Source organism: Nonomuraea rosea, from assembly GCF_039539705.1.
Classification (GTDB): domain Bacteria; phylum Actinomycetota; class Actinomycetes; order Streptosporangiales; family Streptosporangiaceae; genus Nonomuraea; species Nonomuraea rosea.
In genome coordinates, this window is sequence record NZ_BAABDQ010000001.1 from 439238 (window position 1) to 452944 (window position 13707).

General features: G+C 70.6%; 11 protein-coding genes. 4 read left to right on the top strand and 7 right to left on the bottom strand.

Annotated features, from left to right (window positions below; all coding sequences use genetic code 11):
• The first annotated feature begins 61 nt into the window (after positions 1-61).
• On the top strand, positions 62-805 hold the full coding sequence (locus tag ABEA43_RS02025; RefSeq protein ID WP_345558006.1) for an N-acetyltransferase: 744 nt from the start codon (positions 62-64) through the stop codon (positions 803-805).
• Positions 806-869: 64 nt separating this feature from the next.
• Here the strand turns inward: ABEA43_RS02025 and ABEA43_RS02030 are convergent, their stop codons facing one another.
• From ABEA43_RS02030 to ABEA43_RS02045, 4 genes are all read right to left on the bottom strand, one after another.
• The gene (locus ABEA43_RS02030) at positions 870-1847 is read right to left on the bottom strand and encodes a PLP-dependent cysteine synthase family protein (protein WP_345558008.1); all 978 of its coding nucleotides are present in this window, start codon (positions 1845-1847) and stop codon (positions 870-872) included.
• A gap of 107 nt (positions 1848-1954) precedes the next feature.
• Positions 1955-2701, bottom strand: coding sequence for an MBL fold metallo-hydrolase (locus ABEA43_RS02035; protein ID WP_345558010.1), 747 nt, complete (start codon positions 2699-2701; stop codon positions 1955-1957).
• A gap of 28 nt (positions 2702-2729) precedes the next feature.
• Positions 2730-3317, bottom strand: coding sequence for a TetR/AcrR family transcriptional regulator (locus tag ABEA43_RS02040; RefSeq protein WP_345558012.1), 588 nt, complete (start codon positions 3315-3317; stop codon positions 2730-2732).
• A 22-nt stretch (positions 3318-3339) separates the two neighbouring features.
• Complete coding sequence (locus tag ABEA43_RS02045; protein WP_345558014.1) at positions 3340-4845, bottom strand: succinic semialdehyde dehydrogenase; 1506 nt, start codon at positions 4843-4845, stop codon at positions 3340-3342.
• A gap of 73 nt (positions 4846-4918) precedes the next feature.
• Here ABEA43_RS02045 and ABEA43_RS02050 point away from each other — a divergent pair, with 73 nt between their 5' ends.
• From ABEA43_RS02050 to ABEA43_RS02060, 3 genes are all read left to right on the top strand, one after another.
• Complete coding sequence (locus ABEA43_RS02050) at positions 4919-7150, top strand: protein kinase domain-containing protein (RefSeq protein WP_345558016.1); 2232 nt, start codon at positions 4919-4921, stop codon at positions 7148-7150.
• Between the two features lie 32 nt (positions 7151-7182).
• Positions 7183-9147, top strand: coding sequence for a beta-propeller domain-containing protein (locus ABEA43_RS02055; RefSeq protein ID WP_345558019.1), 1965 nt, complete (start codon positions 7183-7185; stop codon positions 9145-9147).
• 128 nt (positions 9148-9275) lie between these two features.
• Complete coding sequence (locus ABEA43_RS02060; RefSeq protein WP_345558021.1) at positions 9276-10472, top strand: helix-turn-helix transcriptional regulator; 1197 nt, start codon at positions 9276-9278, stop codon at positions 10470-10472.
• A 104-nt stretch (positions 10473-10576) separates the two neighbouring features.
• On the opposite strand, the gene ABEA43_RS02065 is transcribed toward ABEA43_RS02060, so the two are convergent.
• The 3 genes from ABEA43_RS02065 to ABEA43_RS02075 form a co-directional block, all read right to left on the bottom strand.
• Positions 10577-11056 (bottom strand): DinB family protein, encoded by a 480-nt coding sequence (locus tag ABEA43_RS02065; protein WP_345558023.1) that lies wholly within the window; start codon positions 11054-11056, stop codon positions 10577-10579.
• Positions 11056-12789 (bottom strand): glycerol-3-phosphate dehydrogenase/oxidase, encoded by a 1734-nt coding sequence (locus tag ABEA43_RS02070; protein WP_345558025.1) that lies wholly within the window; start codon positions 12787-12789, stop codon positions 11056-11058. The genes ABEA43_RS02065 and ABEA43_RS02070 overlap by 1 nt, the downstream gene beginning before the upstream one ends.
• A 78-nt stretch (positions 12790-12867) precedes the next feature.
• Positions 12868-13638 carry a DeoR/GlpR family DNA-binding transcription regulator gene (locus tag ABEA43_RS02075; protein ID WP_345558027.1) on the bottom strand — a complete coding sequence of 257 codons (771 nt, stop codon included), beginning with the start codon at positions 13636-13638 and terminating at the stop codon, positions 12868-12870.
• Positions 13639-13707 lie beyond the last annotated feature (69 nt).

Here is a 13707-nt window from a genome sequence, read left to right on the forward strand (position 1 = left end):
TGCCGGATCGGGCCCAAAAATCTGGCGCTTTCCGGTGCTGCGGAATGTGAAAATGATCCGCATGGCGCTCAAGATCACGACCCTCGCCGAACGTCCCGAGCTCGGGTCGTCGTTGTTCGACATGGACCACACGTGGCACGAGTTCATGTTGCAGGATCCGATCGCCGACCTGTTCTACCCGTTCGCGGCCACGACCCTCGCCGAATACGTGCTGGTGGCCGACGATGACACGGAGCCCGGGCGGCCGGTGGCGCGGGCCTGCATGACCCCGTACGTGGTGAAGGGGCCCGACCTGCCGGACGACGGATGGGACGGCGTGATCCGGTCGGGGTGGCTGGGCCGCGAACAGGACGCGCGGCCGGACGGCGTCTCCGCGCTGGAGATCACCGTACGCCGGGACCTCCAGGGCACGGGGCTGTCGTCGCGGATGCTGGCCGCCATGCGCGAGCACGCCGCCCGCCTCGGCTACCGCGAGCTGGTGGCGCCGGTCAGGCCGAACGGCAAGCACCTCGAACCGCACACCCCCATGACCGAGTACGCCCACCGCACCCGCCCCGACGGCCTGCCCCACGACGCGTGGCTGCGGGTGCACGTGCGGGCGGGCGGCAAGATCGTCAAGGTGGCGCCGCGCTCGATGACGATCGCGGGCACCCTGGAGGAGTGGCGGACGTGGACGGGGCTGCCGTTCGACCGCACGGGGGCGATCGAGGTGCCCGGCGCGCTCAGCCCGGTGCACTGCGACGTGGCACACGACCACGCCGTCTACGTGGAGCCGAACGTCTGGGTCAGCCACCCCCTGGTCTGAACACCGCTCCCCTCATGCGCTCTGATCTGAACACCGGCCCTCGCCGGTCTGAGCACCGGCCCCCTCACACGCTCGTACGCCGCCGCAGCTCGTCGACGAACTGCCCGGCATCCAGCCCCTTTCCGGCAGCCCACTCGTCGTCGTGACATGTCGCCAGATGCCGCTCGGCAGCATCACCGATCAGCGACACCACCGTCCCGGTCTCGCCCCTGGCCCGCATGCGCTCGACCAGCTCCAGCGCCGCCCACAGCGCCGTGCCGGAAGAGCCGCCCACCGGCAGCCCCGTGACCTCTCTGAGCTGCCTGGCCGCCGCCACGGACGCCGCGTCGGGCACGGGGATCACCAGGTCGATGAGGTCGGGGCGGAACCCGGGCTCGATGCGCGGCCGGCCGATGCCTTCGATCCGCGACGGCATCCCGGTGGCGTAGTCGGGCGTGTCCAAGGTCCAACCCGGGAAATACGCTGAATTATCCGGATCCGCCACCACGACCCGGCAGCTCCCGCCCCTCGAACGGACCCACCCGCCGAGCGTCGCCGACGTCGCGCCGGTGCCCGCGCCCGTCACCACCCAGTCGGGCCGCACCTGACCGAACAGCTCCTCCGCCAGATCGTGCTCGGCCGCCCGCCCGAACTGGTCGAGGAAGTGCCCGTCGATCCGGCGCGCCGCGTCGTAGATCGCCAGCGGTGGCGTCACGAACCTGCATTCCCCGCCCAGCGCCTCCACCGCCCGGGCCCGCGCCTGGCTGCGGGCGCCCGGCATGACCGCGATGTACGGCAACCCGAGCCGCTGGGCGAACCACGCCTGGGCCACGGCCGCGTTGCCGCCCGTCGCCTCGACCACGGTCGTGCCCTCGGTGACCAGCCCGTCGAGCACGGCCTGGCGGAACAACGCCCTGGCATGCCGATGCCGCAGGCTGCCGGTCGGCTGGGCCGACTCGTCCTTCAGCAACAGCCTGATCCCGGTCCCCGGCAAGGGGAAGTCGATCAGCGGGGTGGGCGGCCCCGCCGCCAGCACGTCGAGGGCTCGCGCGTTCCAGCTCACCGCTCCACCCTGTCAGGCCCGCCCCACGAGGACCGCACCCGTTCGCCACAGGCGAGCGCCTGTTCGCCGCAGGCGAGCACCCGCCCGCACCGGCGGGCGGGCAGCGCTCAGGAGAGCGAGACCCGGTCCCCCGGCGCGAGCAGCTGGAGCCGGTCGCCGTACCCGGCGAACGCCCGCGCCACCGTGTCCCGCCCCTGCGTGAAGTGGTCCCAGTGCTCGAAGTGCAGCGGCACCACGTACCGCGCCCCGAGGATCTCGGCGGCCCTGGCCGCGTCCTCACTGGACAGCGTCAGATCGCCCTCGACCATCGGCGCCCGGGCCCGCCCCGCGAACAGCAGCGCCACGTCCACCTGCCCGGCCCACCCGGAGACCGCGCGCACCACGTCCAGCGAGGCGTTGTCCCCGCTCACGTACACGGTCGGCAGCCCTTCCCCGCTGATCACGAACCCGGTCACCTCCCCCATCAGTTCCTCGGTCCCCGGCGGCCCGTGCTGCGCGGGCACCCCGGTCACCCGCAACGTCTCGCCGAACTGGTGGAACGCCCAATTGGGCAGGGCACGCACGGACACCCCGGGCAGCCGCGAGGCGGCCGACGTGGTGGAGAGCACCAGCGGCGCGTAGGACAGACAGCTCCGCCCGGCGTTGTCCAGGTTGTCCGGGTGCTGGTCGTGCGAGAGCAGCACGGCGTCCACCGGACCGATGTCGTCGAACCCGATGGCGGGCCCCGACGTCTTGTGCAGCGCCCAGCTCCCGATCGGATACTTGCCGGGCGGGTCGAACGTGGGGTCGGTCAGCAGGCGTAAGCCGCCGATCTCCACCACCGCGGTCGGCCCTCCGACGTAACGAATCTCCATGGGCTCAACCACACACCGTCGTTCGCCGCTAGTCCAACAACAACCCATTAATGACTCGCCACGTCGACCGGTGGCAGAGCGCCCGGAAGTCGGCCTCGTCCATCCCGATCCGCCCGCTCAGATACTGCTGGACCAGGCCCTGCGCGCACGACGTGACGGTCAGCGTGGTCTCCAGGAGATCGTCCTCGCGCAGGAGCCCCGTCCGCATCCCCTCCTCCACCAGGGCGGTCACGACGCTGAACGGCGGCCCCTGCCCGTCGCGGAAGTCCTCGGGGAAGCGCCGCGCCCCCGCCCACGCGTCGGACATCAGGAACCGGTAGAGGTGCGGGCTGCCGAGCGCGACATCGAGGAAATCGTCCAGAGCCCCCGAGATCCGCTCCTCCAGCTTCCCCCCGGCCGAGGACCGCCGCGTCCACGCCTCGGCCAGCTCCCTGGCGCTGCGGTCGGCCACGGCCCGCAACAGGGCCTCCCTGTTCGGGTAGTGCCGGTAGATGGCCATGGCCGTGATGCCCACCGCGTCGCCGACGCGCCGCATGCTGACCGCCTCGACGCCCTGCTCGACGAGTATCCGCTGCGCGACGGTCACGATGCGCGCGGCCGTACCCTGATCGTTCACGTATACAGCGTATACGCCCGCGCTACTTCAGCCGTAGTCTCCGCATCGTCTTGAGCGTGGCGGCCAGCGCGTTCGCCCACTTCTCGTACGTCAGCCCGCGCGGCGGCTCGAACCCCAGCCAGCTCGCCTGCGCGGCCACCGTCTTCGACTCCGTGTAACGCAACAGGCCCTCCGCCCCGTGCCTGCGGCCGAGCCCCGACGCCTTCATGCCGCCCATGGGCGCGTCGTAGGAGGCGTAGGCGGAGGCGTACCCCTCGTTGATGTTCACGGTCCCGGCACGGACGCGGGCGGCGAGCGCGCGGCCGCGCGGGAGGCTGGAGGTCCAGATCGAGGCATTGAGGCCGTAGATGGTGTCGTTGGCCAGCTCCACCACCTCGTCGTCGGAGGAGAACGGATAGAGCGCCACCACCGGCCCGAACGTCTCGTTCCGGCACAGCTCCATGTCCTCGGAGACCCCGGTCAGCACGGTCGGCTCGTAGAACAGCGGGCCCAGGTCGGGCCTGGCCCGGCCGCCGGTCAGCACCGTCGCGCCCTTGGCCACGGCGTCGGCCACGTGCGCGCTGACCGCGTCGAGCTGGCGCTGCGAGGTGAGCGAGCCCATCTGCACCGACCAGTCGTGGCCCGCGCCGAGCTTGAGCCGCCCGGCCTCCTCGGCGAAGCGCCCGGCGAACGTGTCGAAGAGCGCGGCGTGCACGTAGAGGCGTTCGATCGCCAGGCAGAGCTGTCCCGCGTTGGCGAAGCACGCCCTGATGGCCCCCTGTACGGCCAGGTCCACGTCGGCGTCGTCGAGCACCACCATCGGGTTCTTGCCGCCGAGCTCCAGCGAGCAGCCGATGAGCCGCTTGGCCGCCTCCTCGGCGATCTTCCTGCCGCCGCGCGTGGAGCCGGTGAACGCCACGTAGTCGGCGTGGTCCAGCAACGCGTCGCCGATCTCGGCCGGCTCGCCCAGCACGACCTGCCAGATCTCGCGCGGCATGCCCAGCTCCGCCAGCAGGTCGATGGTCCACAGCGTGGACATGGCGGTCTGGGTGTCCGGCTTGTGCACGATCGCGTTGCCGGCCAGCAGCGCGGGCACCGCGTCGGTGACGCCGAGCGCGAGCGGATAGTTCCACGGCGAGATCAGCGCGACCACGCCCTTGGGCTGGCGCAGCTCCGCCACGCGGGTGGCGGCGGGGAAGATGCCCTTGCGGCCGCGCGGGGCGAGCAGGCCGGGCGCGCGGCGGGCGTAGTAGAGGCTGCAGCCCGCGACGTCGAGCACCTCTTCGAAGGCGTGCTTGCGCGCCTTGCCCGTCTCGTTCTGGACGATGTCGAGGATCTCGCTCCTGCGATCGAGGATCGCGTCGTGCAACAGCAGGAACGGTTTCGCCCGCGCCACCGCGGATCTGGCCGACCACTCGATCTGGGCGGCCCTGGCCCGTTCGTACGCTTTCCGTACGTCGTCAGCGTCCGATATGGGCAGCTCAGCGATGGTTTCGCCGGTAAAAGGGGAGACGGCGTGCCGTGTCCTACCGCTGGACGTCACGTGCATGCCAGAAGGATATTCCGTCGAGCTACCCACGGGTAGTTTTTGCGGATGCGCGGCATGGGGCCAGAATCCCTTCATGGCATCCTTCGCTCCGCTACGACCCGGAGATCCACAGCGGCTGGGGGGCCTCAATCTCCTCGGCAGGCTCGGAGAGGGCGGTCAGGGCGTCGTCTACCTCGGTGAAGACCACTCGGGCACGCAGGTGGCCGTCAAGTGGCTGCGACCCGATCTGTCAGGCGACCAGGTGAGCGTCGAGCGGTTCCTGCGCGAGGTCCAGGTGGCCCAGCAGGTGGCTCCGTTCTGCACCGCCGCCGTCCTGGGCACCGGGGTCGAGCAGGACCGGCCGTACATCATCAGTGAGTTCATCGAGGGGCCGTCGTTACAGCGGGTCGTGCAGGAGGAGGGTCCGCGCACGGGGACGGTGCTGCACCGGCTGGCCATCGGCACGGCCACCGCGCTGGCCGCCATCCACCAGGCCGGGATCGTGCACCGCGACTTCAAGCCGGCCAACGTGATCATCGGGGCCGACGGGCCGCGGGTGATCGACTTCGGCATCGCCCGCGCGCTGAACGCCACCTCGACGATCAGCAGCATGGTCGTGGGGACGCCCTCGTACATGCCGCCCGAGCAGATCATGGGGCACACCGTCGGGCCCGCCGCGGACATGTTCTCGTGGGGCAGCGCGATGGTCTTCGCCGCGTCGGGGCGGGCGCCGTTCGGGAGCGACACGATGCCCGCGGTGATCAACCGGGTGCTCAACCAGAATCCGGACCTCAGCGTGCTCGACGGGCCGCTGCGTGACGTGGTGGCCGACTGCCTGGCCAAGGACCCCGCGCACCGGCCCACCGCCGAGCAGGTGATCATGCGGTTGCTGCAGCATCCGGCGCCGAAGTCCGGCATCCTCGCGCAGGCCGCCGCCGAGGCCGCGCCGCAGCCCTTCCCGTCGGGCCCGGTGCCGCCGCAGAGCTCCATGCCGCACCACTCGGGGCCGGTGCCACACCACTCGGGGCCGGTGCCGCAGGGCGCCCCCTACTCAGGCCCCGTCCAGCACCCCGGGCCACCGTCCGGCCCCGTGCCGCCGCCCTCGGGCCAGTTCGCGCCGCCACACCAGGGACAGTGGTCCCAGCCCACACCGCCCTACGGGCCGCACACGGGCCAAAACCTGGGCCAGCACGTCGGCGCCTACGGCCCGCCCACCCAGCGCAGCAAGAACCGGGCCCCGCTGATCGCCGGCATCACGGTGGCCGTCGCGCTGCTGCTGCTCGCCGGCGTGGTCGTGGTCATCCAGATCGACAAGGCGCGGCTGACGGCCGAACCCACCCCCTCCCCGACGAAGACCTCGAACCGGCGGACCACGACGCCCAGCACGTCCCCGACCCAGGCCGCCTCCGTGCCGAGGACCGGCACCAAGCGGGCACTTCCCGGCGGCGACATCTCGCTCTACGAGAACCCGGCCGACGCGATCGTCCTGACCTCCTACGAGATCTACGACGAGAAGCTCAAGGAGTGGACCGACTACGCCCGCGGCTCGCTACGCGGCACGTTCACGAAATACTCCGGCAACCGGGAGTCGATGGTCTCTCCTGACGGCCGCTACCTGGCGACCAGGAGCAAGAACTACAGCTCGGACGACTTCGACTTCATCGTCGTCCTCGACCGGCAGACGAGCGGGCGTACGACGATCAAGACCGTCAAGGAGCCGGCGATCAGCAGCATCAGGGCCTGGTCGAAGGACGGCTCGAAGATCCTGCTGAACGTCGAGAAGAAGACCGGCAGCACCTGGTACTACACCGGTTTCGTGGTGGTGGACGTGGCCGAGAAGACGGCCGTGCCGATCGCCGTCCAGGACACCTCGGTCAGGAAGACGGCCTACGGCTTCGACGGCGGCGACGAGGGCGTGGTCAACGTCTACGGCGACGAGAAGAACCTGGGCCTGCGCTTCTTCGACGCCAAGGGCAAGGCCACGCGCTCCGCGTCCGGCATCGGCACCCTGTCCGCCGGCACGCAGGACATCTTCTCGCCCTCGGGCGAGTCGTTCGTCACCAACTGCCCCAACGGCGGCGACGGCGACCACTGCCTCTGGGACTCCTCCTCGGGCAAGCGCGTCCGCAAGTTCTCCTCCGACTGCGACAAGGTCCTCGGCTGGTACGACGAGAGCCACCTCTACTGCTGGGAGCAGAACAACAACCCCAACGACGAGATCCAGGTCGTCGACTTCAACGGCAAGCTCCTGCGCAAACTGCTGGAAGTGCCGGACGACCTCGACTTCAGCCCGATTTTCACCATCAACCCGAACAGGAGCTCCTGAACCATCCGGCCCGGACAACCGTCAATGAGGGCATGAAGACGCTGATCCGTACGGTTGTGACGGCCGCGGCACTCGCGACGGTCACGGCCGCCTGCACCTCTTCCACAGGAGGAACGGCGCCGCCCCCCAAGGTGAGTCTCGGCGCCGTCCGGCTGGTGGCCTACAACGACTGCGACGACGCGCTGTCCGGCCTGCGCGAGCACGCGGCCCAGAACGTCGGCGCGTGGGGGTTCGGCAACGCCGTGCCCGTGATGTACATGGAGGACGCCAGGTCGGTCTCCCCCAACGCCAAGAGCGCGGAGCAGGCGCCCGAGCACTCCACGACCAACGTCCACGAGGCGGGCGTGGACGAGCCGGACCTGGTCAAGACGGACGGCAACCGCGTCATCACGGTCAACGACGGGACCCTGCGGATCGTCGACACGGCCACCAGGAAGGTCACCGCCTCGCTCAAGCTGACCGACTCGGGCAGGCCCGCCGGCGGCGCCGCCGACCTGCTCGTCTCCGGGGACCGCGCGCTGGTGTTCTTCCGCGGCGGCGACATCATGTACAAGTCCTTCGCGCCGCCCGGCGAGACCGAGTACGTGCTGGTCGACCTGGCCGGTGAGCCCAAGGTCCTGAGCAGGATCAAGCCGCAGGGCTCGTACGTGGACGCCAGGATGATCGGCTCCACGGTCCGGCTGGTCACCCGCAGCGGGCCGGAGATCACGTTCCCGCAGCCCAAGGACGACGTCTCGGAAGCCGACCGGATCAAGGCCAACCAGGAGGCCGTGCGCAAGACGCCGCTCGACGCCTGGCTGCCCAAGATCGAGATCACGGACGCGTCCGGGACCGTCAAGAAGGACACGGTCGCGTGCGAGCGGGTCAGCCACCCGGCCGACTACACCGGCACCTCGCTGCTCACCGTGCACACCCTCGACCTGGCGCAGGGCGTGACCTCGGCCGGCACCGACCCGATCAGCCTCGCCGCCGACGGCGACACCGTGTACGGCACCGGCACCAGCCTCTACGTGACCAGCAACCCGCGCTGGTGGTTCGCCCCGGTACGCCCGCTGCCGGTCGAGGACACCCCCACCACCTCCTCATCTTCCGGCGCCGCCCCGGCCGAAGAGCCCACCCCGACCGACCCCACGGTCAGCGCGCAGCCCACCCCCACGACCCCGCCTGAGGAGACCGAGGTCCACCGCTTCGACATCAGCTCCGCCGGCGCCCCCGCCTACGTGGCCTCGGGCAAGGTCCCGGGCCGGCTGCTGAACCAGTACTCGCTCTCCGAGTACGAAGGTCACCTCCGCGTCGCCACCACCCTCTCCTCCGAGGACGGCACGAAGAGCTCCAGCGCCGTCTACGTGCTCAAGGCCGACACCCTGGCCAAGACCGGCGAGGTCGGCGGCCTGGGCGAGGGCGAGCGCATCTACTCGGTCAGGTTCATCGGCGCGGTCGGCTACTGCGTCACGTTCAAGCAGGTAGACCCGCTCTACACCCTCGACATGAGCGACCCGGCCGCCCCCAAGGTGACCGGCGAGCTGAAGATCACCGGCTACTCCGCCTACCTGCACCCGGGCAACACGGGCCGGCTGATCGGCATCGGCCAGGAGGCCAGCGAAAAGGGCAGGACGCTCGGCACGCAGATCTCGCTGTTCGACGTCAGCGACCCCGTCAACCCGCGCAGGCTGTCGCAGCTGTTCCAGAAGGACGCGGGCTCTGAGGCCGAGTGGGACCCGCACGCGTTCCTGTACTGGCCCAAGACGGGAATGTCGGTCATCCCGCTGAGCCAGCAGAACGAGTCGGGCGCGCTCGTCCTCAAGATCGACGACTCCGGCGTGTCGAAGCTCGGCATGATCAAGCACCCCGCGCAGGAGCAGGGCGAGAACACTTACCAGCCCGGCATCCAGCGTTCGATGGTCATCGGCGACTCGCTCTGGACGCTCTCCTACGACGGCCTCCAGGTCAACGACGCCACCACGCTCGCCGAGCAGGCCTGGATCTCGCTGCGCTGATCCGCCGCGCCAAACCAAGGGTGCCGATTTGTAATGGATCGGCACCCTTTCTCTGGACACATACCTACAAATAATGAAAAATCCACTGACAATGTGTTGTCGGGCCAGGCAGGTGCGTCATGCCTTTCGTGGGACGAGAGCGCGAACTCTGTCAGCTCACCGGCGCTCTCGCCCGTCCACCGGTCGTGATCCTCATCGAGGGCGAGGCAGGCGTGGGCAAGACACGCCTCCTGCATGAGCTGACCGGCCGTTCGATGCTGTTCGGCAGCTGCCACCCCATGCGCTTCCCGTACGGGCCCGTCGTCGAGGCCCTGCGCGAAGCGTGCCCGCCGAAGGACCTCAACCCGATCACCGGCGCGCTGCGCCCCCTCCTGCCCGAATGCGCCCACCTCCTCCCGCCCGCCCCACCGGCCCTGCAGAACGCCCAGGTCGAGCGGCATCGCCTGTTCAGGGCCGTCCTGTCGCTGCTCGACGCGCTCGGCCCGATCACGCTGGTGGTGGAGGACGTCCACTGGGTCGACCAGGACACCAGGGAGCTGCTGGGGTTCCTGGTCCGCTGCCTGCCGCCGACCGTCAACCTGGTGCTCACCTACCGCGGGGAGGACCTGCGCCACCCGGTGGCCGAGCTGCTCGCGCACCTGCCGCCGCGCATCGACCACGCCGAGCTGGCTCTGGCGCCGCTCGACGTGGAGCAGACCGCGTTGCTGGCCAAGCACCTGCTGCCGGGCGCTGTCGACCTCTGGCCGCTGACCTGCGGCGTGCCGTCGGCGATCGAGGAGCTGGCCCGCATGCTGGCCGACGGCAGGCCGCCGGGCACCCCGCCCGCGCTGCGGGACACCGTACAGCTCAAGCTGGACGCGCTGCCGCCCGTCGCCCGCAGGATGGTGCAGGCGGCGGCCATGCTGGACGAGCCGGCCGCGCCGAAGGCGCTGGCCTCCGTCGCGGGCATCCCGCCGGAGCAGGGCGAGCGCGGCCTGGCCGAGGCGCTGCGCCGCGGCCTGCTGCGCGAGTGCACCCCCGGCGCGTACGGCTTGCGCCAGCCCCTGGCCAGGCAGGCGGTACGCGAGTCGATCACCCCCATGGTCAGGCGCAGGCTGAGCCGCAGGATCGACGCGCCCACCGAGCCTCTGGGCATCCTGTCGCCCAGGGAGGAGCAGGTGATCGGCCTGGCCGCGGACGGGCTCACGAACAAGGAGATCGCCGAGAGCCTGTTCCTGTCGCCGCGCACGGTCGAGGTGCACGTGGCCAACGCCCTGCGCAAGCTCGGCCTCACCTCGCGCCGCCAGTTCCAGCGCACCGCGCCGCACACCACCCGGCGGACGTGAACGGGCATGGACGTTTGCCGGCGGCTCAACGGGTAGCAACGCCCTGACGACCATCCCGGAACGGGCGGTCCACGGATCCCGCAGCACCGTGGGCCGCCCCTCCCTCAGGGGCCGGCCAGCTCGCGGGCGATGTCGAGGTGGCCCGCGTGCCGCATGTACTCCTCCAGCACGTGGAACATGATCCAGCCCAGCGTCGGCGCCTCCTTGGGCGGCAGGAACCGGCCGGTCCGCGCGGCCAGGTCGGACGGCCGTGCCTTGGCCACGATCTCCCTCGACCGCCGGCACTGCGCCAGGTAGAAGTCCCTGATCTCCTCGAACGACTCGGTGGAGACCAGCTCCCCGCTCTCGTCGCGATCACCGTGCGGCGCCTCGACCTGCTCGCCCTCGAAGCCCCAGACGAACCAGCGGCGCTCCATGTAGGCCAGATGCTTGAGCAGGGCCAGCGGCGTCCATCCTGACGGCACCCGGCTCACCCCTGGCTCGGGGAACCCCTCCAGCGCGCGCAGGATCTCCTCGCGGTAGAAGTCGAGATATCCGGCCAGCAACTCCTGGGGGTCGGACAGCTGTCTTGACGGCTCAGGCATCAGTGCTCCGGGACGACGACGGGGACGATCTCGGGCGCGCCCAGCCTGATCGCGTCCGCCTCCTGGTCGGAGTCCTGCTCCTGGGAGCGGCGTTCGGCCTCCACGCGCTTGGTGAAGTATTCCACCTCTCTCTTGACCTGCTCGCCGTCCCAGTCGAGCGGCTCGGCCAGCAGCTCGGCGGCCTCCTGCGCCACGGCCAGGCCCCGGTGGAAGGTCTCGATGGAGATGTGCGTACGCCGGGTCAGCACGTCGTTGAGATGCCTGGCGCCCTCGTGCGTGGCCGCGTAGACGATCTCGGCCCGCAGGTAGTCGTCGGCCCCCGACAGCGGCCGGCCCAGCGCCGGATCGCGCTCGATCAGCTCCAGCACCTCGTCGATCAGTGACCCGTACCGCTGGAGCAGGTGCTCGATCCTGGCCACGTGCAGCCCGGAGGTCTGGGCCAGGCGGTGCCGGGTGTTCCACAGCGCCGGATAGCCCTCAGCGCCGACCAGCGGGACGCGGTCGGTGCACGAACGCGGCACCCGCTGGTCGAGCCCGTGGGCGACGGCATCGACGGCATCCTGCGCCATGACCCGATAAGTCGTGTATTTTCCTCCGGCGATCATCACCAGGCCGGGCACCGGATGCGCGACCACGTGCTCCCTGGACAGCTTCGACGTCTCGTCGGACTCCCCCGACAGCAGCGGCCGCAGCCCCGCGTAGACGCCTTCGACGTCGTCGCGGGTCAAGGGCACGGACAGGACGGCGTTGACGTGGTCGAGCAGGTAGTCGATGTCCACCCGGGAGGCCGCCGGGTGGCTCTTGTCGAGCGTCCACTCGGTGTCGGTGGTGCCGATGATCCAGTGGCGGCCCCAGGGGATCACGAAGAGCACCGACTTCTCCGTGCGCAGGATGATCCCGGTCAGCGAGTGGATCCGGTCTCTGGGGACCAGGAGGTGGATGCCCTTGGAGGCGCGTACGTGGATCTGGCCGCGACCGCCGACCAGCTCCTGGATGTCGTCGGTCCAGACGCCGGTGGCGTTGACGACCTGCCGGGCGCGTACTTCCAGCTCGTCGCCGGCCTCCAGGTCGCGTACGCGCACGCCGGTGACCCGCTCCCCCTCCCGCAGGAACCCCACCACCTGCGCCCTGGGGGCGATCTGGGCGCCGTAGGTGGCCGCGGTGCGCAGCATGGTCATCACGTAGCGGGCGTCGTCGACCTGGGCGTCCCAGTACTGGACGGCGCCGGTGAAGGAGCTCTTCTTCAGCGCGGGGGCCAGCCGGAGCGCCCGCGCCCTGGACAGATGCCGATGCCCCGGCACGCCGCGGGTGACCCCGGTGGCGAAGCCGAGCGTGTCGTAGAGCGCCACGCCCGCGCCGACGTAGGGCCGCTCCCACGCGTAGTGGGTCATCGGGAAGAGGAACGGCACCGGCCTGACCAGGTGCGGTGCGATCCGCTGCAGGAGCAGCGCGCGCTCGCGCAACGCCTCGCGGACCAGCTCGAAGTTGAGCTGCTCCAGATAGCGCAGGCCGCCGTGGATGAGCTTGGACGAGCGCGAGGAGGTGCCGGAGGCGAAGTCCCTCGCCTCGACCAAAGCCACGTCGAGCCCCCGGGTCGCGGCGTCGAGCGCGGTCCCCGCGCCCACCACGCCGCCGCCCACCACGACCACGTCGAACTCCTGCGCCGCCATGCGCTCCAGCGCCTGCGCCCGCTCTTGCGGCCCTAGCCGCGCCGCACCCCTGCCCGACGCCATGACTCCCCCCTGAGTTGGCTTTGTCGCTTGCGCTCCATACCTACCCTCCACGAGCCGCACCTGTAACGCCAGTGAGCGTCAGGCCCGTACGACCTTGACGCCCGCGTCGGTGAGCTGCCCGGCGAGGAGGTCGGAGAGCTGGGCGTCGGTGACGAGCGTGTCGATCAGCTCGATCGGGCAGATGCGGGAGAACGCCCGCTTGCCCACCTTGGAGGAGTCGGCCACCACCACGACCTGCCCGGCCCGGCTGATCAGCAGGTTGTTGACGCTCGCCTCGCCCTCGTGGTGCGCGGAGGCGCCCAGCTCGACGTCGAGCGCGTCCACCCCGAGGAAGGCCACGTCCAGCGTCACCTGCTCCAGCACGCCGGTCGCCAGCGGCCCGATCAGCTCGTACGACTGCTGCCTGGCCACCCCGCCGGTCACCACGATCTTGACGTGCTGGCGGACGGTGAGCTCGGCGGCGATGTTGAGGGCGTTGGTGACGATCGTGAAGCCGCTCTCCAGCGTGGCCGCCGTGGCGAGGGCGCGGGCGAGCTCCGAGGTGGTGGTGCCGCCGTTGAGCCCCACCACGGCCCCCGGCGTGACCAGCTCGGCGGCGGCGGAGGCGATGCGGTGTTTCTCGTCGGCGTGCCTGGCCGTCTTGTAGCGCAGCGGCAGGTCGTAGCTCACGCTCTGCGCCACCGCGCCACCGCGCGTGCGCATGAGCATCTGCTGCTGAGCGAGCTGGTCGAAGTCCCGTCTGATGGTCGCGGTGGACACGTCGAGCGCCTGGGCGGCCTCCTCCACCGACAGCCTGCCCTCCTGGGCCAGCAGCTCGAGGATGGCGTTCCAGCGGTCGTAGCGGGACACGAAGGCCTCCCTGGGATGCGGTCAGGAGCAAGGGTGGCACAACCGGCCAGGCCAGAGCCACCGGTGCAC

Excerpts from the sequence above, each read along its gene's own strand:
- ABEA43_RS02025 (WP_345558006.1), top strand. The coding sequence starts at position 62 with ATGGCGCTCAAGATCACGACCCTCGCCGAACGTCCCGAGCTCGGGTCG.
- ABEA43_RS02035 (WP_345558010.1), bottom strand. The coding sequence starts at position 2,701 with ATGGAGATTCGTTACGTCGGAGGGCCGACCGCGGTGGTGGAGATCGGC.
- ABEA43_RS02045 (WP_345558014.1), bottom strand. The coding sequence starts at position 4,845 with ATGCACGTGACGTCCAGCGGTAGGACACGGCACGCCGTCTCCCCTTTT.
- ABEA43_RS02050 (WP_345558016.1), top strand. The coding sequence starts at position 4,919 with ATGGCATCCTTCGCTCCGCTACGACCCGGAGATCCACAGCGGCTGGGG.
- ABEA43_RS02055 (WP_345558019.1), top strand. The coding sequence starts at position 7,183 with ATGAAGACGCTGATCCGTACGGTTGTGACGGCCGCGGCACTCGCGACG.
- ABEA43_RS02065 (WP_345558023.1), bottom strand. The coding sequence starts at position 11,056 with ATGCCTGAGCCGTCAAGACAGCTGTCCGACCCCCAGGAGTTGCTGGCC.
- ABEA43_RS02070 (WP_345558025.1), bottom strand. The coding sequence starts at position 12,789 with ATGGCGTCGGGCAGGGGTGCGGCGCGGCTAGGGCCGCAAGAGCGGGCG.